This is a genomic window from Methylocaldum sp. MU1018 (assembly GCF_053646775.1).
Window position 1 is genome coordinate 3,682,731 of record NZ_CM132195.1, and the last position, 17,593, is coordinate 3,700,323.

Below are 17,593 nucleotides of genomic sequence, written 5' to 3' on the forward strand. Positions count from 1 at the left end.
ATTCCAATCGCTAACGGTCGTCCGGGGAGCGCCCGGACGACCCTTTCACCGAGACGGCGGCGACGGTGCCGCCGCTGGTATAAACGTAGATGACGTCGCCGAGCACCACGGGCGTCGCCTCGATAGGATTCTTGTCCACTCTCACCCGCCCTACCAGGCTGCCGTCTTCCTGGGAGAGCAGGTGGAGATATCCTTCGAAATCGCCGACCACCACGTAGTCCTCGACCACGGCCGGCGCCGTCAGGCGTCTGAGGTGCAATTCATCCTGCTTCCACAGATCGGCGCCGTTGCGCATGTCCAGTTGCCAGACATCGCTGGCGGCATCGGTCACGAACAGCGAGCGGCGAGCCGCCGCCATGCCGGCGTAAGACGAAAGGTCGGTCTGGCGCCATTGCACCTCGCCGTTGTTTAACGATACGGCGGCTACGCCGCCTTGATAACCCGTCACGTAGATGGTGTCTCCTTTCACGATCGGATCGGAATCCATATCGACCAGACGCTCTATCTCGGAGCGGCCGCGCGGCAATGCAACCGTCGCCTCCCACACGGGTTTGCCGTCCGCCAGCCCCAAGGCGATCAGCTTGCCGCTGCCATAGCCGTCCAGCACCAGATCGCCCGCGATCGTCGGCGAACCCCGGCTGCGAATCGAAAGCGCCGGTATCGAGCGGTCATAATACCAGCGCGTCGCGCCGGTTTTTTCGTCGAGCCCGGTAATCCGCCCGTCGCTGCTCCGCACCACTACGGTATCGCCCTCGACCCGCGGCAGGGCGAGAATTTCGCTGGACACGGCGGTCTTCCAGAGAACCGACCCGTCGCCGTCGTTCAGCGCTACGACCTCGGCATTGCTGGTGCCGAGTATCAGCTTGTTCTCGCCGATAACCGGACCCGCGGAAACGGGCAGTTCGGTATCCGCCGACCACAGCTTGTCGCCGTCGAGTCGGCTGCGCGCTTGTACCCGGCCCTTGCGGTCGGCAGCGAAAATCCGATCTTCGGTGACGGCGGGAACCAGATTGACGTACTGCTTGGCATAGCCCTTGCCGACAGAGGCATTCCAAAGTATCGACATCTCGGCCGCGGGCTCGAACTCATGGAGTTCCGCGGGGGGGTCTGCATTGTCCGAACCGCCGAAATACTCTCCTATGCCGGAAGCGGCGTCTTTCAGGACGCCCAGGCCGCTACAGCCTGTCAGCAGAACGCCGCCCAAAAACAGGACAAGAAAATGACGCATCAGGCTCCGGCAGGTTTCGGCGCGGTCGGCAGATCGTTCAATTTCAGCTCCAGCAGCGGAGAGGGTTCGCCGAGCTCTTGCGCCGCCTCGTAAGCCTTGCGGGCCTGATCCGGCCGGTTGGAGGCCGCGTATAAATCGCCTTTGAGATCTTCGTAAAGACCCGCGAATTTCCCCATCTGCGCCCGAGTCAGCGGTTCCACCAGACTCAGGGCCGGGGCGGTTTCGCCGGAGGCCAACATGACCCGGCCGAGACGAAGTCTTGCGATGTGTTTGAGGTTTTCGTCCTTGGTCTTGCCGAGAGCCTCTTCCAGCGCCGCCTTCGCGCCGGCCAGATCGTTGGCGTCGACCTTGAGCTTGGCCAGCAGCAAGCGGGCGTAATCGGCATAGGCGGTCGACGGATACGTGGCGATCACGCGCTCGCCCAGCTTGATCGCCGGCTCGGTTTGCCTGGTTTCGCCCGCCTTCAGCATCTGCTGATAGAGGCTGGATGCCTGCTCGTTCTGGCTACGCACGTTGCCCTGCCACATGTTCCAGCCGACGATGACCGCGATGCCCAGGAGAACGCCGACGATCAGCGATTGCCGATTCTCTTTCCACCACCGCTTGAGCGCTTCTAACCGCTCCTCTTCCGTCAAATAAACTTCCACTCGAACCTCGCCGCGTTAAATGAGCGTTTGCAAAAAAGGGATCAATTCGGATTGCGCAAGGGTTTTCTGATCGGCCTCCGTACGCAAGTGCTTGACGCCGATCAGTTGATCTCGCGCTTCATCTTCACCCATGATCAATGCCAGGGCGGCGCCGCTTTTGTCCGCCCGCTTGAACTGGCTTTTGAAACTGCCGCCGCCGCAGTTCACCACCAGCCGCAAATTCGGCAGGGCATCGCGCAAGGTTTCGGCCAGCACGGCGCCCTTGCGTTCGGCGTGCTCGCCCACGCGAATCAGATAGGCGTGGGGCAGCGCCGCGGCATCGAGCGTTTCCGGGGCGTCGAGAAGCTCGATCAAACGCTCCATGCCGAGCGCGAATCCGATCGCGGACGAGGCCCTGCCGCCCAATTGTTCGATCAGCCCGTCGTAGCGCCCGCCGGCGCATACCGTGCCTTGGGCGCCCAGCTCGTGGGTGACCCATTCGAAAACCGTTCTCGAGTAATAATCGAGACCGCGCACCAGCGTGGGATTCACCGTGTATGTGATGCCGGCCTCGCCGAGAAGTTCCTTCAGCCGTCGAAAGTGAGCGCCGGATTCCTCGCCCAGTTCGTCCGCCAGAACCGGCGCCGCCCGGATCAGCTCGCGTATGTCGGGATTCTTGCTGTCCAGGATGCGCAAGGGATTGGATTCCAGGCGCCTCTGGCTGTCTTCGTCGAGCTTGCCGTAATGCGCGCGGAAGAAATCCACCAGCTTGGCGCGATACACGTGCCGCTCTTCGGCCGTTCCCAGGGTGTTGATCTGCAATTCGAGCTTGCGCTCGATGCCCAGTTCCCGCCACAGCCGGGCGCTCAGCAGAATCAGCTCGGCATCGATGTCGGGACTCGCCATGCCGTAGGCTTCGACGCCCACCTGGTGAAACTGGCGATAGCGGCCCTTCTGCGGACGCTCGTGGCGGAACATGGGCCCCGCATACCACAGCCGGCTCACCTGATTGTGCAGCAAACCGTGCTCCATGCACGCCCGCAAGCAGCCCGCCGTGCCTTCCGGACGCAGGGTCAAGGAATCGCCGTTACGGTCCTCGAAGGTATACATTTCCTTTTCGACGATATCCGTGACCTCGCCGATGGAGCGTTTGAACAGCTCGGTCTTTTCCACCAGCGGCAGACGGATTTCCTGATAGCCGTAGCTCGCCATGACGCGGCGCACGACCGATTCGACGTGCTGCCAGCGCGGCGCGCGATCGGGCAGAATGTCGTGCATGCCGCGGATGGCCTGAATCTTTTCCATAATCGGTAGGTGTGTCGTGGGGTTGTTTAGGAAACAGGATCAATTCGGAAGGATGTAGCGCCTGGCCTGTGCGGCCTCCTTCGTGTCGGGAAAACGCTCCCGCAGGGTTCTGGCGTATTCTCTGGCGCCCTGGAGGTTGCCGAGCGCCGCCTCGGTCTCCACGCCGATCCAAAGCGATCTCGGGCTCTGCCCGGCCGAGACATGATAGCGCTCCAAGAAGGCGCGCGCGGACATCTGCTGGCCGGTTTCGAGGCTGAGTTCCGCCATCTCGATCAGGGCCGGCGCGAAACGGGAGTCGTGCTCCAGCGCCTTCCGCAGATATTGCTCGGCTTCCGCCGCTTTGCCCGCCGACCGGGCGCAAAGCCCGGCATTGGTGAGCGCGATCCAGGGCGAACCGTAGAGCTTCGAGCCGATGACTTCCCGGAACTGGCTCATGGCCTCCTCATATTGTCCCCGGGCGCAGAGAAAACGGCCGTAGTTGTTGCGGGCGCCGAAGTTGTCGGAATTCGCCGATAACGCCTTCCTGAACTGGCGCTCGGCATCGGCCGGCTGATCCAGCTTTTGATACAGCACCGCCAGCGCGTTGAAGGCTTCGCTGTTGCGCCCGTCCAGTTCGGTGGCCCGCGTCAGATCCTGCAAGGCGATCTCGTAATTGCCCGCTTCCATGTATTGGACGCCCTTCTGGACGTAGATCTCGGACTCGCTGAGCGCACCGTAAGGATCGTTGGCGCGGATCGTGCGAGTCTTCGATGCGCCGCAGGCGGCGAGCGCCGCGCACAATACCGGACAAATCAAAACGCGAAGCTTCATGGTCGGGCAGCCTGTAGCCGGTGATGCCGGCGCGTGCGATCGTTCACCCGGCCCACCAGTTGGCCGCAGGCGGCGTCGATGTCGTCGCCGCGCGTCTTGCGGGTGGTCGCGATCAATCCGGCGGCGTGCAGCATGTCGCTGAACCGGCGTATGGTTTCCGGGCTGGAGCAGCGATAATCGGCCCCCGGAAACGGGTTGAACGGAATCAGGTTGACCTTGGACGGCACGTGGCTCAGCAGCCGGATCAGCGCCCTGGCATGCGCCGGCGTGTCGTTGACGCCGTCGAGCATCACGTATTCGAACGTCACTTTGCGGCGGTTTTCCCGCCCCACGTAGCGCTTGCAGGCCGCCAGAAGCGCCTTGATCGGATATTTCCGGTTGATCGGCACCAGTTCGTTGCGCAATTCGTCGTCCGGCGCGTGCAGCGATACCGCCAGGGCGATATCCGACACTTCGGCCAGCCGGTCCAGGGCCGGCACTATGCCTGAGGTACTGATCGTCACCCTGCGCTTGGAGAGCCCGTAGGCGAAGTCGTCCAGCATCAGGCTGGTGGCGGCGACCACGTTGTTGAAGTTGAGCAGCGGCTCGCCCATGCCCATGAGAACCACGTTGGTCACCCGGCCTTCGCCGAGTTCGCGCCGGGCCACCCAAAGCTGGCCGACGATCTCGGCGGCGCTCAGGTTGCGGTTGAATCCCTGCCGCGCGGTGGAACAGAACGAGCATTCGAGAGCGCAGCCTACCTGCGACGAAACGCACAAGGTGCCGCGGTCGTCCTCGGGAATGAAAACCGTCTCGATGCGGTTCTGCTCATCCAGTTGTAGCAGCCATTTGCGGGTGCCGTCCGAGGATTTCTGTGCATAGGCGATCTCCGGCACCCGGATTTCGCAACGCTCGGCCAGTCGCGTCCGCAACGACTTGCTCAGGTTGGTCATCGCCGAAAAGTCGTCGACGCCGCGCTGATGGATCCATTGCAGCAACTGCGTCGCACGAAAAGGCTTTTCCCCGATCTCGACGAAGAAGGCTTCCATCGCCTTCCGGTCGAGGCCGAGAAGATTCAGCTTTCCGCCGGAATCAGCGGGTACGGGGGCAGAGTTCATTCTCTTTGAAGAAAAATGCGATTTCTTGCGCCGCCGTGTCCGGTCCGTCGGAACCGTGCACCGCGTTTTCATCGATGCTGACGGCAAAATCGGCGCGAATGGTGCCGGGCGCGGCTTCCTTGGGGTTGGTGGCGCCCATGATCTCGCGGTTCCTGGCAATCGCGCTTTCGCCTTCCAGCACCTGCACCATCACGGGTCCGGTGATCATGAAGTTGACCAGATCGTTGAAGAACGGCCTTGCCTTGTGGACGGCATAAAATCCTTCCGCCTGCTCGCGGGAAAGGTGCAGCATTTTGGCCGCGATAATTTTGAGCCCCGCCTTTTCGAAGCGGCTGTAAATTTCGCCGATCACGTTCTTGGCTACAGCGTCGGGTTTGATAATGGATAGGGTGCGTTCGACCGCCATTAGATCTCCTTGATTCGAATTCGCCGGTGTTGTGAGGTGAATGAAAACCGAGTGTTTTCGGCTTTCGGAAAAACGTTCGCCGCCCCGATACGGGCAGATAAAACATCAAGATTTTACTGGAAATTTCGGCCGATGATAAGAAATACCGGACTTCGAAACCGTTTTCAAACGGCGCGAGTGGCTCGCACCGGGCGAGCGGGTGGGGAGCTTTTGCAAGACCGGCGGCGAATCGCGCCGCAGAAACATCGGAAAACGGGCAGGCTGAACCGGGCGCCCGCGGGCCCATAAGGGCACATCGAAAAACCGTACACTTCGACAAGCTCAGTGCGAAAGATTCCACCAGTCGGATCAATCGGTTCCGTTCGTGCCGAGCCTGTCGAAGCCCGAACGGGGTCGGTTTTTCGAGGTGCCCATAAGAGGAAGCCCTTATGCATTTCATTTCCCATATGCATTACCCTGCGGTTTGGTCTCGAATACGGCGAAGGAGTTCATCATGGCAACCTACATCGTCCTCAACAAATTCACCGAGCAGGGGATTCACGCGCTCAAGGACACGGCCAAGCGGGCGGATGCCATAAGAGAGACGGCAAAGAAGCTGGGCGTGACGCCCAAGGAGTTCTACTGGACGCTCGGGAATTACGATGTGGTGAATATATTCGATGCGCCCGACGATGCTTCCATGGCGGCGCTCGTGGCGAGCATCGGCGCCGCCGGCAACGTGCGAACCCTGACCTTGCGGGCTTTTTCCGAAACGGAAATGAACGGGATCATCGCCAAGATGGGGTAGGTCGGCCGCTATCCGTCCGGGGAGGGCGCGTACCCGGCGCCCTCCCCCCCGCGCTATCGCTCAGACCGCGAAACTTTCTCCGCAGCCGCAGGTGGCCTTGACATTGGGATTGTCGAACCGGAACGCTTCATTGATGCCTTCCCGGCGATAATCCACCCGGACGCCGTCCAGATAGGCCAAATCGCCCTCCCTGACGATGACTTGCACGCCGTGCTGCTCGAATACGGCGTCGCCCGACTCCACCGCATCGGCATACTCGATCACGTAGGCGAACCCCGTGCAGCCGGATTTTTTCACGCCGAGCCGGAGCCCTACTCCCGCACCGCGTTTTTGCAATTGCTTGGCGACCTGCTGCGCCGCCTTCTCGGTCAAGGTGATGGACATAAATTCTCTCTCGAATCGCTGGTTCAAAAAGGCTTCAGGCATCCGGGAAAGCTCCGGTCGAATCTCCGATTCGGAGGAGCCGCCCGAGCAAACGATCGATCTGATAGATCTCACCTGGAGGGAGGGCTTTTTCGGAGCTTCCCTAGGGCAGACTCTTGATCGCCGCTCCCCGCCCCTCGAACGTGGGCATGCCGACGAGTTTTTTCAAGACTTCCAGAAAACGATCGACCTCCGTCTCGGTGTTGTCTTTGCCGAAGCTGACCCGAATCGCGCTCTTGGCGACCGCCGGCTCGACCCCCATGGCCAAAAGCACCGGGCTGGGCTCGCCCGCACCGCTGGCGCAGGCGGAACCGCTGGACACCGCGATGCCTTGCCGGTCGAGGTTCATGACCAGAGCTTCGCCGTCGTAATCCGCCACGCCGAACTGCAAGGTATTGGGCAACCGCTCCGCAGGCGCGGCGAACAAGATCGCGCCGGGCACGGCGGCCAATCCGTCCTCCAACCGCCGACGCAGACCGAGCAGACGGGCGCGTCGTTCTTCCAGTTCGGACAAGGCCAGTTCCGCTGCCTTGCCGAAACCGACGATGGCCGCCACGTTCTCGGTGCCGCCGCGAAAGCCCTGCTCCTGTCCGCCGCCGTGCAGCAGCGGTTCGAGCGCGACGGTTTTGTCGAGGATCAGCGCGCCCGCCCCTTTCGGACCGTAAATCTTATGCGCCGAAAGGGATATGGCCTGCGCGCCCAAGGCCTTGAAATCGACCGGGATCTTGCCGGCCGCCTGCACCGCGTCGCAGTGAAAGACTGCGCCGCGCTCGCGAAACACGGCAGCGATCGGCGCGATATCCTGAATCGCGCCGGTTTCGTTGTTGGCCAGCATGAGGGTGGCGAAGCGGAGATCGCCGGCCAGCAAGGATTCGACGAAAGACGCATCGGCCACGCCGTTCCGGTCCACCGGAACGGTCGTGACGCGCCAACCTCTCGCCTTCAGGAAATCCAGCGGCTCCGAGACCGAAGGATGCTCGGTGGCACCCGCGGCGATCGATCCCGGCTCGCAGGAAAAAGCCAATCCTTTTAGCGCCAGGTTGTTCGCCTCGGTCCCGCCGCTGGTGAACACCACCTCGGACGGATGCGCGCCGACCAGGGCGGCAATCTGCTCGCGCGCCGTATCGATCGCGCCGCGGCAGATCCGCCCCATCCGGTAAAGACTGGAGGGGTTGCCGAAAAAAGTGCCCAGATAGGGCGCCATCGCGTCCAGGACGCGCTCATCCAGCGGCGTGGTCGCATTGTGATCGAAGTAAACCATTTCGGCGGAGCTACAGCAGCGTTTCCCGGCGCAGCAGCATGTCGATGCCCTGAACCCCGGACGCCTGCTTGTCCTGGCGCTCGGCGATCAGGCGCACGCTCTTGCGCTGCAGGATATCCTGCAAGCTGATCGAGGCCAGATAGTCGCGAATCTGCTCGCTCAGCCCCATCCACAGCTCATGGGTCAGGCAGGGTTGGCTGTTCTGGCAGTTGGCCTTGCCGCCGCAGCGGGTCGAGTCGATGGTCTCGTCGACCGCGATGATGATTTCGGCGATATTGATCTGGTCGGCGCCGCGGCTCAACTGATAGCCGCCGCCCGGTCCCCGCACGCCTTCGACCATTCCGGCCCGACGCAAGCGCGCGAACAATTGCTCCAGATAGGACAACGAGATGTGCTGTCGCTTGGCGATATCGGTCAATGTCACCGGCCTTTTTTCGCTATGATAGGCCAGATCCAGCATGGCGGTGACGGCGTAGCGGCCTTTCGTCGTTAAGCGCACGGAATGACTCCCGGAATTTCACACTAAATGCGTGGGAATTCAGATTCACATATCCTAGAAAAATAGTCAATTATTACGTCGGCATTTGTTTCCGTCTGTCAAGGCGGCCGGCATCATGCATTCGCAAGCCTTATCCCGACAATTCCGGATAGATCGCGGCGTCACCTTCACCGACATCGCCGCGCGCCGGTCGGACGGCGGCGGGCGCCCATTCTCGATATCCACACGGTCGCGACGGGCGGCGGATGCGGGAACCCATAGACCCAGCGGAGGGCGGGGGTGAATAGACCCGAGTTCGATCTTTGCGTCATCGGCGGCGGCGCGGCGGGCCTGGTGGTCGCCGCGGGCGGCGCCAGCCTGGGCGCGAAAGTGACGCTGGTGGAAAAGCGCGCGCTGGGCGGCGATTGCCTGCGCTACGGCTGCGTCCCGAGCAAGGCCCTGCTCCATTCGGCCAAGGTCGCGGAGACCCTGCGTTCGGCCGGCCGAGCCGCGATCGGCGGCTGCGAGCCGGGCATCGTTCTGGCCGAAGTCATGGAACGGGTCGCCGGCGTGATCCGAACCCTCGAACCGCACGACAGTCCGGAGCGATTCCGCGATATGGGCGTGGACGTTATGTTCGGCGCCGGCCGCTTCGTCGCCCCGGATCGTTTCGAGATCGACGGAAAAGCGCTGACCGCGAAGCGTTTCGTCATCGCCACCGGCTCCCGCCCCGCAATTCCGCCCATCGAAGGACTGGACCGGGTTCCCTATCTCACCAACGAAACCCTGTTCGATCTGCGCGAGCCGGTGCCGCATCTGGCGATCCTCGGCGCGGGCCCGATCGGCATCGAAATGGCGCAGGCGTTCCGGCGGCTGGGCAGCGAAGTGACGGTAGTGGACATAGCCCCGCAAATCCTCCCGAAAGAAGACGGCGATCTGGCGGAAATCGTCCACGAACGGCTACGCCGGGAAGGCGTTCGCTTTCATTTGGAACACTCGCTGATTCGCGCCGAGGGACGGGCGGGCGACATCCGCTTGCTGATCGGAAACCGAGCGGGCGAAGAAAGCCGGATCGCGTGCAGTCATTTGCTCATCGCCGTGGGCCGGAAACCGAACCTGGAAGACTTGGGGCTGGAAGCGGCCGGCGTGATATTGGAGCAAGGCCGCCTGAAGCTGGATGCCAGGCTTCGTACCAGCAACCAGCGCATCCATGCCTGCGGCGACGCGGCGGGGCCTTTTCTCTTCACCCACACGGCCGAGCATCAGGCCGGCGTGGTGCTGAAAAACGCTCTGTTCCATATCCCGGCTAAAGCCGAAACCCGAGCCGTGCCGTGGTGCACGTTCACCGATCCGGAGCTGGCGCGTGTCGGTTTATCGGAACGCGAAGCGCGGGGCCGCGGTATTCCGCATCGGGTCTACACCTTCGATTTCGCCGACCTCGACCGGGCAGTGACCGATGACCAAGCGACGGGCCGCGCCAAGCTCGTCACTACGCCTCGCGGACATATTCTGGGCGCGGCCATCGCCGGAGCCCGCGCGGGCGAGCTGATTCACGAATACGTTCTGGCGATGCGCAAGCATTTGAAGGTATCCGATCTCGCCGGGACCATCCACATCTACCCGACCCTGGCGCAAATCAACCGCCGCCTGGCCGAACAGCGTCTCAAGGCCGGCCTGACGCCGACCGCGAAACGCTGGCTGAAATGCCTGTTCGGCCTGCGCGGCGGCCAATAGCAGAATCAGGCCAGCAGGCCGGCGATCAGATCCTTGTAAGCCTCGGACTGCCGCCCCGTTTTAAGCCGGCTGGCGACCACGACGCTGCGCAGTTCCGCGAGAGCCTGGTCGAAGTCGTCGTTCACGACGAGGTAGTCGTATTCGCCGTAATGGGACATCTCCGAGATGGCGTCGCGCATGCGCCGGGCGATGGTGTCCGGATCGTCCTGACCGCGCGCTTGGAGCCGTTCCTCCAGGGTCCGCCGCGACGGCGGCAGGATAAAGATGGAAACGCAGCCGGGCATCAGGCTCCTCATTTGCCGCGCACCCTGCCAGTCGATTTCGAGCACCACGTCCTGTCCCTCGGACAAGGCTTTTTCCACGGTCGTCCGGGCCGTGCCGTAATAGTTGTCGAACACCCTGGCATGCTCCAGAAACTCGCCTTCCGCGACCATTCTTTCGAATTCGGCATGATCCACGAAAAAATAATCCCGGCCGTGAACTTCGCCCGGACGCTGCGCCCGCGTGGTATGCGACACCGACACCGTGAAGCCGCCGAGATTTTCCCGCAGTGCCCTGACCAAACTGGTTTTTCCCGCCCCGGACGGGGCCGAAACGATGAACAGCGTGCCGATACTCATGTGCCTCAAGAATGATCCGAAGTAATTTAACGACTTCCGATCCACGCCGCCGCAGCATGGACCCAAAGGAGCGTTAGCTTAGCATGTCATACCGTCGGGATCGTGAGAATCGGCCGTCTACTGCGGCGTATAAAGAAAGCCGGCGAGATGCCGGGAATGGCAAGGCAGCCCCCGCGGCCGGCCAGGATGACCGCTCGCTCCGGACGGCGGCCTCCCGGTTTCTCGGGGCGCGAAAGAAGAACGGCCGCAACCGGACAGGCCAAGCGAACGGCGTTCATCCCGACCGTCCGTTTCGCCCGGAAAGGCGGGTTCCGATCCGAGGCACGCCATAATCGTCCAGAATGGCGTCGATCTCTTTTCGCCGGCGCCAGATGACGCGTTCCAGTTCGGCCCGCAATCGTTTATCGCCGCGCCGCACCCCCATCGCGATGTCGAACACGAAGGGAAGCGACCGGTCGGCCGGCGGCGAAACCGGCACGACGGCGAGCGGAACCGTCTGCCGCCTGGCGAAGTACCCCGCCAAAGGCCCCCAGGCGATGGCGACGTCGATCTCGCCCGTCGCCACCGCATCGATGATTCGGGCCGGCGGATTTTCCTTCGAGTAGTCGCCGTAAACGGTATAACCCACCACGTTGTCGACGATCTTCCGGCTGGTCAGGGCATGGACCGGCGGGGTATTGGCGAAGTCGTCGCCGACGATCTGCACGCCGATTCTGACGTCGAGCAGCGCCGGATCGTTGAAGGAACGGATGTTCGGCCCCGCATCCCGGCGATAGACGAACACATAGCTGGACCGATAGTACGGCGTCGTCGTCAGGGCGGGCTCGAAACCGCTCGGAACGCCGAGAACCACGTCGCACCGGTAGGACTGAAGCGTGTTGCGGATGAAACCGCGGCGCTGCGCCCACCAGGTGTATTCGACCCTGGCGTTGAGTTCGCGGGCGATCAGCTCGCCGATTTTGTTTTCGAAGCCTTCCTCTCTCCGATTGGAGAAAGGCAGGTTGTTGGGGTCCGCGCAGATGCGAAGGGCGCGCCTCGGAAGATCATCGCTCGCGTCCGCCGATGCCGCTCCCGCTCCCGCTCCCGCCGACAATATCCACAGCAGGGCAAGCGCACATTTACGGCAACGCGAAGACATAGAGCATCCCGCCCCGCGTGGTGTGCTCCGGCAAATCGGCCATGGCGTTCGCGAATCCCAAGGCTCCCGCGCCGTCGCGCGGGTCGAGCCCGCCGGCCACGACGGCTCCCGACCAGCCGCCGACACCGGACAGGATCGCCACATACTGCTTGCCGTCGGAACCGCGATACGTGACCGGCTGGCCGATGATTCCGGAGCCGCACTTGAACCGCCACAGCAACTCGCCGGTGTGCGCGTTCACGGCCTTGAACCAGCCTTCCATCGTCCCGTAGAACACGACGTCGCCCGCCGTGACCAGCGCGCCGCTCCAGACCGGAAAATTCTCCCTGATCTTCCAGACCGGCCTGGCCGCAACCGGATCCCAGGCGGTGAATTCGCCCCGGTGCCCGCCGGGGCCCGCGTACATCCGCACATTGGCGCCGACATAGGGCGTGCCCGCGATGTAGTTGGCCTCGACGCCTTCCTCGTCCATGCAGAGATTCTGATGCGGAATGTAAAGCCAGCCGGTTTTCGGCGAATAGGCCGAAGGCTGCCAGTCCTTGCCCCCTGGGGCTGCGGGACATATCTCATGAGCGACGGCGTTGAAGCGCGGCGCTTTCTCGGGCACTTCGCGCGGGCGCCCGGTTTTCAGGTCGACTCCCTGGGTCGTCGTGATGTGCACGAAAGGCGTGGCCGACAATACCTCGCCGGTGGTGCGGTCGAGAACGTACACGTAACCGCTCCGGTCGGGATGGACCAGAACTTTCCGGACCTGCCCGCCGATGGGCAGATCGAGCAGAACGTTCTCGTTGATGCCGTCGTAATCGTAAAGATCGTGGGGGCTCCACTGATAGAACCAGCGGGCTTCGCCGGTATCCGGATTGCGCGCGAAAACCCCCGCCGTCCACTTGTTGTCGCCGGGACGCTGCTCGGGGTTCCAGGGCCCCGGATTGGCGGTGCCGTGATAGATCAGATTCAGCGCGGGATCGTAGGAAATGAATCCCCACACGGTGCCGCCGCCGATCCTCCAGGCCTCGGGCGGCCAGGTGGAAACGCCCAGATCCTTGCCGCGGTCTTGCGGATAAAACGGCTTGAAGCCGGAGCCGATCAGCACGTCCTTGTCGGGACCGGTGGAATACGCCTTCCAGACGACATGGCCATCGTTCGCATCGAGCGCCGCCAGCCAGCCGCGCACGCCGAATTCACCGCCGCTGTTTCCCACCAGTACCTTGCCCTTCACGATCAGCGGGGCCATCGTGATGGATTCGCCCAGGTTGATGTTGCCGATCCGGGTTTTCCAGACCTCGTTTCCGGTCTCGGTATCGACCGCGACGGTCTGGCCGTCCAGCGTATTGAAGAAAATTCTGCCGTTCGAATACGCCGCCCCGCGATTCACGACATCGCAGCACGCCAGTCCTTGAGCCGCAGACAAAGGTTTCGGATCGTACTTCCATTTGAGGGGCGCGCCCGGCCGGATCAAATCCAGGGCGTAAAGGACGTTCGGGTACGGTGTCACGATGTACAGGGCATCGTCGGCCACGATGGGCGCGGCCTCGTGGCCGCGGGCCAAGCCGGTCGAAAAGGTGAAACTCAACCGAAGATCGCGGACGTTTTCGGCCTTGATCTGATCGAGGGCGCTGAAACGGGTATTGGCGTAATCCTTGGCCGAAATGAGCCACTGGCCGTCTTCATCGGAGGCTTTTTGTAAAGCGGTGGCGGGAGGTTCGGCCTTTTGGACGATGGCCGCTCCATTCGATGGCAGTGGCCATGAAAGCGCAAGAACGGCGACCTGGAGAAAAAACCGCCCGGCGGGCCGGCCACGAAACGGCGGAGAACGTGTCCTCCCTGATTTTCGCATCGCGCCTCCTGCTGAGCCGGCTTCTCTTTGCTCATCCCCGGAAACGAGGTCTAAATTTAGGACCCGCCTGAAACCGGGGGAGTTCCTGCGGACGGAACGCGCGACAACGCTCGCGCCGGGAACGAAAAGAAACCCGACGATTGAATTTGAACGCCAAGACTTTCAATCCGGCCGTGAACCGTCGCGTATCAATCCCGCCCGCCGGCGAAACGCCGCCTCGCTCTCGCCTTGGGCCCTTCTGACGTCCAGATCGGGAAAGCATCCCGCTTGACGGGATATGATGCGGCGCAGCCCGCTGCTATCGTATATCAGCCGGGTAATCCGCATCGGCGCGGCGTGATCGTTTTGCCTGCCCTGGGCGGCAGTGCATGGTTCAAGTCGGTTCATGTCCGTTGCTCCAACAGATTAAAACGACATCGGTATCAATCCCGCAGCCGGAACCTTTTTGCCACTCGCCTATTTCGCCCCGGCCTCGAGTCCGCATGGATTCGATCGCGAATCGAGGACTCCGGTTTTCAAAGGTTATTCGCGCAAAGCGATTCCGCGGGATTTCGGCGCCGAATACGCCGATTCAAATCGACGGCTCGGCCGGTCTGCAAAGAAGCACCTCGAAAAACCGTACACTTCGACCCGCTCGGTGCGAACGGTTCCCATCGGATCGACCGGCTCCGTTCGTGCCGAGCCGGTCGAAGCCTGAACGGGGTAGGCTTTCGATGTGCCCAAAGGGTCATAATACTAAGCGCATAAGTATCCCGGCCCAATACTGCAATCATCCCAAGTTGACGCCGATTGCGGAACCGGTTTGTCGGAGGCATCGGCGTTTCCTCCTCGCCAATACCTTAACGGATGTAAACCATGTGCCCGGTCCATTTTGTAAAGGATCATACCGGTTTGTACCCGTTTGGCCCCTCGCCCTCCGGGAGAGGGGTTGGGGCGAGGGCCTGCGGCGGCTGATGTGGCCTTGCGGTCATTTCGGAGATTCAACGGCGGTTTTAGGATTATTAATCAGACCCGTAAATACCCTCCAGGTATTTACGGGCCGCCAGGCCGGTACACGCCCGGCCTGGGCTCACGCGACTTGTCGCCGCGTCGGGGCATCCCTGCCCCGGATTAATCCGGCCTATAAATACCTCCCGGCATTTCGGGCCGGTACACGTCCTGCCTTGGCGTCGGCCCGGGCAAAAGAAACCCCGCCGAAGCGGGGCGTTCCCGAGCGGGTCGCGATGAATGATCGGCGGGCGCGGCGGCAAAGCCCGGGCCGACTATCCGCCGCTATTTGCCCCTGCCCTGCCCTTGCCGCGCCCGCCCCTGCCAGCGCCATGCCCCGTCCCCCGCAAGCCCTTCCTGTTCTCGCGCAACTCGCGGTGCTGGTTTTGGTAATTCTCACGCTCATCCGGCGTCATCAGAGATCCGCGCCCCCCTTCCAGTTCGCTCGGGCGCGTCCCCTCAGGTCCGACGCCGCGATTCCGGGCGCGCTCCTGGGTCTGGTCGCGGTAATCTTGCTGAAAAGCTTTTCGCTCCTGTCGAAGCTCTTGATGTTGCTCCTGATATTGTTCTCCCGACCCTCCATTGCCTTGCAATCCGTTGCCGGCCTCTCTTCGCGCCCAAGCTTCGTCGGCGGCCAAAGCGGAAAATCCGATCAACAGCGTCAAACAAGCATTCTTGCATTTCATCTTTTGTTTACCCTATCGATAATCGACCAATCGCGGATATGCAAATCGTTTCCCCGCTCGCTTCGGCATCCTGCGGCTTCTGCGTGCAGTTCCGCCGTTTCGGCGGGTCCCCTTTGGCCGAATCCGCCCAAGCACGCCGGCGAATCAACGGCACAGCCAAGTTTAACATTCCCGTTCGAGGCTCTTTCCCCGCCGCAGGCATGGATTCTCGATCCGAAGCGTTTTCATCTCGTGCTGACGGTATTCCGTGCGGAACGCCGGTGTCGTTGTCGCGAGGGGCGACTCAAGTCGCCCCTACGTCCGTATCGAAAGCGCTCTGGCGCGCCTTGTGGCGCGGCGAATCGGCTGGGTGCCGGGCAGGAATTGTCCGGAACGAACCGCACCCATCGCGAACGACCGGCGAAAACCAAGCCGGGCCGAAACGGAAGGCCCGCTTGCCCCGAAAATCGTCGTGCGGCCGGGTTCAAAATCACCGGTTTCGGGTGCAATTACACCGAAGAAAATCTTCATGGGTTTTCATTTGGCAACATCGTCAATGACTTGTAAATGGCACCATATCTGCTTGGAATCCGTTGCCGAGATCGTTACGACGCCTATTGGTTTCATTTTTCGGCGCAAACATTCACATCTATCGTGGAGGGTTCCGATGCGATTTATTCATCAATTCATTTGCAGCATCGCGCTGGCGTTTTTGTCCGTCGTCATTACCGACGTCGACATCGCCCAAGGCCTGGACGACGATTCCAAGGAAAACTCCAATACTTACACCGCCCGGCAATACGAGTGAAAACTCGACCCCGTTGAGCGGGATCGCCGGCGCTTTTACACGTATGCCGGAAAGGGACGGCCGCCTATTCCCGATATCCTTCGAAATCCTCGATCCTATCGAGGGCCGTGGAAGGCAGCGGTGAAAAAATCGCATTCCACGGCCTTGAACTCCGGCCGGCGAGACGGCTCGAAGCTTCGCTCGATCGTCTGAATCCGGAGTCACCCCACAAGGCGGCCGATCTTGCACCGGTAGCGGGCGCCGCTCAACCAAAAACCGGGCCGCACGGCGCGCCCGGTGACGGCCCGCGGCGCAGGCGGTTCAGCGGAATTTCGTAGCCGTCCTTGGTCTTGTCGTGGTCGGCTCAGACGTCCGGCAAAGGCTCGGCTCGATGCCAGCTATTCTGGTTATGGAGATTCCGGCGCCAGAGCGTTTTCATCGCGGCTTTACGGTCGAAAAGAAAGCCGCATCGATAGCGGCTTTCGGGAGATCGCAGGATTTCGTGATTTGGCGCGAAACGCTACTCGATATTCTGCGCCTGCTCTCGCATTTGCTCGATCAGCACCTTCATTTCGACCGATGCTTTGGTGGTTTCGGCATCGGCGGATTTCGAACCCAGCGTATTGGCTTCGCGGTTCATTTCCTGGAGTAGGAAATCGAGACGCCGGCCCACCGGCTGTTTTTGGCGCAAGGCCCGCATCACTTCGTCGGCGTGGGCGTCGAGTCGGTCCAGTTCCTCGTCGACGTCCAGTTTCTGGGCGAGATAGACCATCTCCTGCTCCAGCCGGTCGGAATCCGGATTGGCGGAGATCTCGGCCAGTCGCGCGACGATCTTCTGCCGGATCGATTGCAAGACGTCCGGCATCCGCGTCCGTACCGCCGACACGTGCTCTCTCAGCTTGAGGCAGCGTTCTTCCAGCAAAACCGCGAGTTGACGTCCCTCGTTTTCCCGCGCGGCGACGGCTTGCTTCAGAACGGCAGTCAAAAGGTCGAGAATTTCCGCGGCCAGCCGGTCCCGGTCGGCCTCCGGCTCGTGCAGGGCGCCCGACCACTTCAGGACATCCAGGGCGCTGAAACAGGCCAAAGGCCGATCGCTCAGATCGTCCACCTCGCGGGCGGCGGCCAGCAGTTTGGCCACCAGGTCGCGATGCACGCGGATGTCGGCGCCGCCTTCAGTGCTTTTCTTGCAGGACAAGGTGCATTCCAGCCGGCCGCGATTGATGAGCGTGCCGATACGGCTGCGGGCGGCCGGCTCCAGAAAGCGGAAAGCGTCCGGCAGGCGCAGGGAAAGATCGAGGTATCGGTGATTGACCGAACGGAGTTCCCAGGTAAAAAGCCAGCCTTGAATGTCTCGTTCGCCGCTGGCGAAGGCGGTCATGCTTCGGATCATGGAAAATCTTGCTT

General features: G+C 62.1%; 19 protein-coding genes. 3 read left to right on the forward strand and 16 right to left on the reverse strand.

Features of this window, described 5'->3' with window-relative positions:
- Positions 1-10 precede the first annotated feature (10 nt).
- The 6 genes from bamB to ndk are packed head-to-tail and all read right to left on the reverse strand — an operon-like array spanning position 11 to position 5,472.
- A complete protein-coding gene (bamB, locus tag ACWJKU_RS16865) occupies positions 11-1,228 on the reverse strand; it encodes an outer membrane protein assembly factor BamB (RefSeq protein ID WP_454144140.1) in 1,218 nt (405 codons plus the stop codon).
- Positions 1,228-1,875: a YfgM family protein gene (locus ACWJKU_RS16870; RefSeq protein WP_454144142.1), complete on the reverse strand. Its 648-nt coding sequence runs from the start codon at positions 1,873-1,875 to the stop codon at positions 1,228-1,230. The genes bamB and ACWJKU_RS16870 overlap by 1 nt, the downstream gene beginning before the upstream one ends.
- 15 nt (positions 1,876-1,890) lie before the next feature.
- Positions 1,891-3,162 carry a histidine--tRNA ligase gene (gene hisS, locus ACWJKU_RS16875; protein WP_454148171.1) on the reverse strand — a complete coding sequence of 424 codons (1,272 nt, stop codon included), beginning with the start codon at positions 3,160-3,162 and terminating at the stop codon, positions 1,891-1,893.
- A 36-nt stretch (positions 3,163-3,198) separates the two neighbouring features.
- A complete protein-coding gene (gene pilW / locus ACWJKU_RS16880; RefSeq protein WP_454144144.1) occupies positions 3,199-3,969 on the reverse strand; it encodes a type IV pilus biogenesis/stability protein PilW in 771 nt (256 codons plus the stop codon).
- Positions 3,966-5,066 (reverse strand): 23S rRNA (adenine(2503)-C(2))-methyltransferase RlmN, encoded by a 1,101-nt coding sequence (gene rlmN, locus ACWJKU_RS16885; protein ID WP_454144146.1) that lies wholly within the window; start codon positions 5,064-5,066, stop codon positions 3,966-3,968. Before rlmN ends, pilW begins: the two co-directional genes overlap by 4 nt.
- Positions 5,041-5,472: a nucleoside-diphosphate kinase gene (gene ndk, locus ACWJKU_RS16890; RefSeq protein WP_454144148.1), complete on the reverse strand. Its 432-nt coding sequence runs from the start codon at positions 5,470-5,472 to the stop codon at positions 5,041-5,043. Before ndk ends, rlmN begins: the two co-directional genes overlap by 26 nt.
- A 493-nt stretch (positions 5,473-5,965) precedes the next feature.
- Here ndk and ACWJKU_RS16895 point away from each other — a divergent pair, with 493 nt between their 5' ends.
- Positions 5,966-6,259: a GYD domain-containing protein gene (locus tag ACWJKU_RS16895; RefSeq protein WP_454144150.1), complete on the forward strand. Its 294-nt coding sequence runs from the start codon at positions 5,966-5,968 to the stop codon at positions 6,257-6,259.
- Between the two features lie 60 nt (positions 6,260-6,319).
- Here the strand turns inward: ACWJKU_RS16895 and ACWJKU_RS16900 are convergent, their stop codons facing one another.
- From ACWJKU_RS16900 to iscR, 3 genes are all read right to left on the reverse strand, one after another.
- Complete coding sequence (locus ACWJKU_RS16900; protein ID WP_454144152.1) at positions 6,320-6,643, reverse strand: HesB/IscA family protein; 324 nt, start codon at positions 6,641-6,643, stop codon at positions 6,320-6,322.
- A gap of 142 nt (positions 6,644-6,785) precedes the next feature.
- Positions 6,786-7,943, reverse strand: coding sequence for a cysteine desulfurase family protein (locus ACWJKU_RS16905; RefSeq protein ID WP_454144154.1), 1,158 nt, complete (start codon positions 7,941-7,943; stop codon positions 6,786-6,788).
- Between the two features lie 10 nt (positions 7,944-7,953).
- Positions 7,954-8,442: a Fe-S cluster assembly transcriptional regulator IscR gene (gene iscR, locus ACWJKU_RS16910; protein ID WP_454144156.1), complete on the reverse strand. Its 489-nt coding sequence runs from the start codon at positions 8,440-8,442 to the stop codon at positions 7,954-7,956.
- Positions 8,443-8,721: 279 nt separating this feature from the next.
- Between iscR and ACWJKU_RS16915 the strand changes: the two genes are divergently transcribed.
- On the forward strand, positions 8,722-10,155 hold the full coding sequence (locus tag ACWJKU_RS16915) for a dihydrolipoyl dehydrogenase family protein (protein ID WP_454144158.1): 1,434 nt from the start codon (positions 8,722-8,724) through the stop codon (positions 10,153-10,155).
- A 5-nt stretch (positions 10,156-10,160) separates the two neighbouring features.
- Here ACWJKU_RS16915 and gmk read toward each other — a convergent pair whose 3' ends face one another.
- The 6 genes from gmk to ACWJKU_RS16945 form a co-directional block, all read right to left on the reverse strand.
- On the reverse strand, positions 10,161-10,775 hold the full coding sequence (gene gmk / locus ACWJKU_RS16920) for a guanylate kinase (protein WP_454144160.1): 615 nt from the start codon (positions 10,773-10,775) through the stop codon (positions 10,161-10,163).
- Positions 10,776-11,049: 274 nt separating this feature from the next.
- Positions 11,050-11,913, reverse strand: coding sequence for a substrate-binding domain-containing protein (locus tag ACWJKU_RS16925; protein ID WP_454144161.1), 864 nt, complete (start codon positions 11,911-11,913; stop codon positions 11,050-11,052).
- Positions 11,894-13,750 carry a methanol/ethanol family PQQ-dependent dehydrogenase gene (locus ACWJKU_RS16930; RefSeq protein ID WP_454144163.1) on the reverse strand — a complete coding sequence of 619 codons (1,857 nt, stop codon included), beginning with the start codon at positions 13,748-13,750 and terminating at the stop codon, positions 11,894-11,896. The genes ACWJKU_RS16925 and ACWJKU_RS16930 overlap by 20 nt, the downstream gene beginning before the upstream one ends.
- Positions 13,751-13,912: 162 nt before the next feature.
- On the reverse strand, positions 13,913-14,137 hold the full coding sequence (locus ACWJKU_RS16935) for a hypothetical protein (protein ID WP_454144165.1): 225 nt from the start codon (positions 14,135-14,137) through the stop codon (positions 13,913-13,915).
- Between the two features lie 875 nt (positions 14,138-15,012).
- Positions 15,013-15,423, reverse strand: coding sequence for a hypothetical protein (locus ACWJKU_RS16940; RefSeq protein WP_454144166.1), 411 nt, complete (start codon positions 15,421-15,423; stop codon positions 15,013-15,015).
- A gap of 294 nt (positions 15,424-15,717) precedes the next feature.
- The gene (locus ACWJKU_RS16945) at positions 15,718-15,933 is read right to left on the reverse strand and encodes a hypothetical protein (RefSeq protein WP_454144168.1); all 216 of its coding nucleotides are present in this window, start codon (positions 15,931-15,933) and stop codon (positions 15,718-15,720) included.
- 136 nt (positions 15,934-16,069) lie between these two features.
- Between ACWJKU_RS16945 and ACWJKU_RS16950 the strand changes: the two genes are divergently transcribed.
- Positions 16,070-16,210 carry a hypothetical protein gene (locus ACWJKU_RS16950; protein ID WP_454144170.1) on the forward strand — a complete coding sequence of 47 codons (141 nt, stop codon included), beginning with the start codon at positions 16,070-16,072 and terminating at the stop codon, positions 16,208-16,210.
- Between the two features lie 499 nt (positions 16,211-16,709).
- Here the strand turns inward: ACWJKU_RS16950 and ACWJKU_RS16955 are convergent, their stop codons facing one another.
- Complete coding sequence (locus ACWJKU_RS16955; RefSeq protein WP_454144172.1) at positions 16,710-17,579, reverse strand: YicC/YloC family endoribonuclease; 870 nt, start codon at positions 17,577-17,579, stop codon at positions 16,710-16,712.
- Positions 17,580-17,593: the final 14 nt, after the last annotated feature.

Bases quoted from the DNA above. Each gene is read 5' to 3' on its own strand.
- bamB (WP_454144140.1), bottom strand. From the start codon at position 1,228: ATGCGTCATTTTCTTGTCCTGTTTTTGGGCGGCGTTCTGCTGACAGGC.
- pilW (WP_454144144.1), bottom strand. From the start codon at position 3,969: ATGAAGCTTCGCGTTTTGATTTGTCCGGTATTGTGCGCGGCGCTCGCC.
- rlmN (WP_454144146.1), bottom strand. From the start codon at position 5,066: ATGAACTCTGCCCCCGTACCCGCTGATTCCGGCGGAAAGCTGAATCTT.
- ndk (WP_454144148.1), bottom strand. From the start codon at position 5,472: ATGGCGGTCGAACGCACCCTATCCATTATCAAACCCGACGCTGTAGCC.
- ACWJKU_RS16895 (WP_454144150.1), top strand. From the start codon at position 5,966: ATGGCAACCTACATCGTCCTCAACAAATTCACCGAGCAGGGGATTCAC.
- ACWJKU_RS16900 (WP_454144152.1), bottom strand. From the start codon at position 6,643: ATGTCCATCACCTTGACCGAGAAGGCGGCGCAGCAGGTCGCCAAGCAA.
- ACWJKU_RS16905 (WP_454144154.1), bottom strand. From the start codon at position 7,943: ATGGTTTACTTCGATCACAATGCGACCACGCCGCTGGATGAGCGCGTC.
- gmk (WP_454144160.1), bottom strand. From the start codon at position 10,775: ATGAGTATCGGCACGCTGTTCATCGTTTCGGCCCCGTCCGGGGCGGGA.
- ACWJKU_RS16925 (WP_454144161.1), bottom strand. From the start codon at position 11,913: ATGTCTTCGCGTTGCCGTAAATGTGCGCTTGCCCTGCTGTGGATATTG.
- ACWJKU_RS16930 (WP_454144163.1), bottom strand. From the start codon at position 13,750: ATGCGAAAATCAGGGAGGACACGTTCTCCGCCGTTTCGTGGCCGGCCC.
- ACWJKU_RS16935 (WP_454144165.1), bottom strand. From the start codon at position 14,137: ATGAACCGACTTGAACCATGCACTGCCGCCCAGGGCAGGCAAAACGAT.
- ACWJKU_RS16940 (WP_454144166.1), bottom strand. From the start codon at position 15,423: ATGAAATGCAAGAATGCTTGTTTGACGCTGTTGATCGGATTTTCCGCT.
- ACWJKU_RS16945 (WP_454144168.1), bottom strand. From the start codon at position 15,933: ATGAAGATTTTCTTCGGTGTAATTGCACCCGAAACCGGTGATTTTGAA.
- ACWJKU_RS16950 (WP_454144170.1), top strand. From the start codon at position 16,070: ATGCGATTTATTCATCAATTCATTTGCAGCATCGCGCTGGCGTTTTTG.
- ACWJKU_RS16955 (WP_454144172.1), bottom strand. From the start codon at position 17,579: ATGATCCGAAGCATGACCGCCTTCGCCAGCGGCGAACGAGACATTCAA.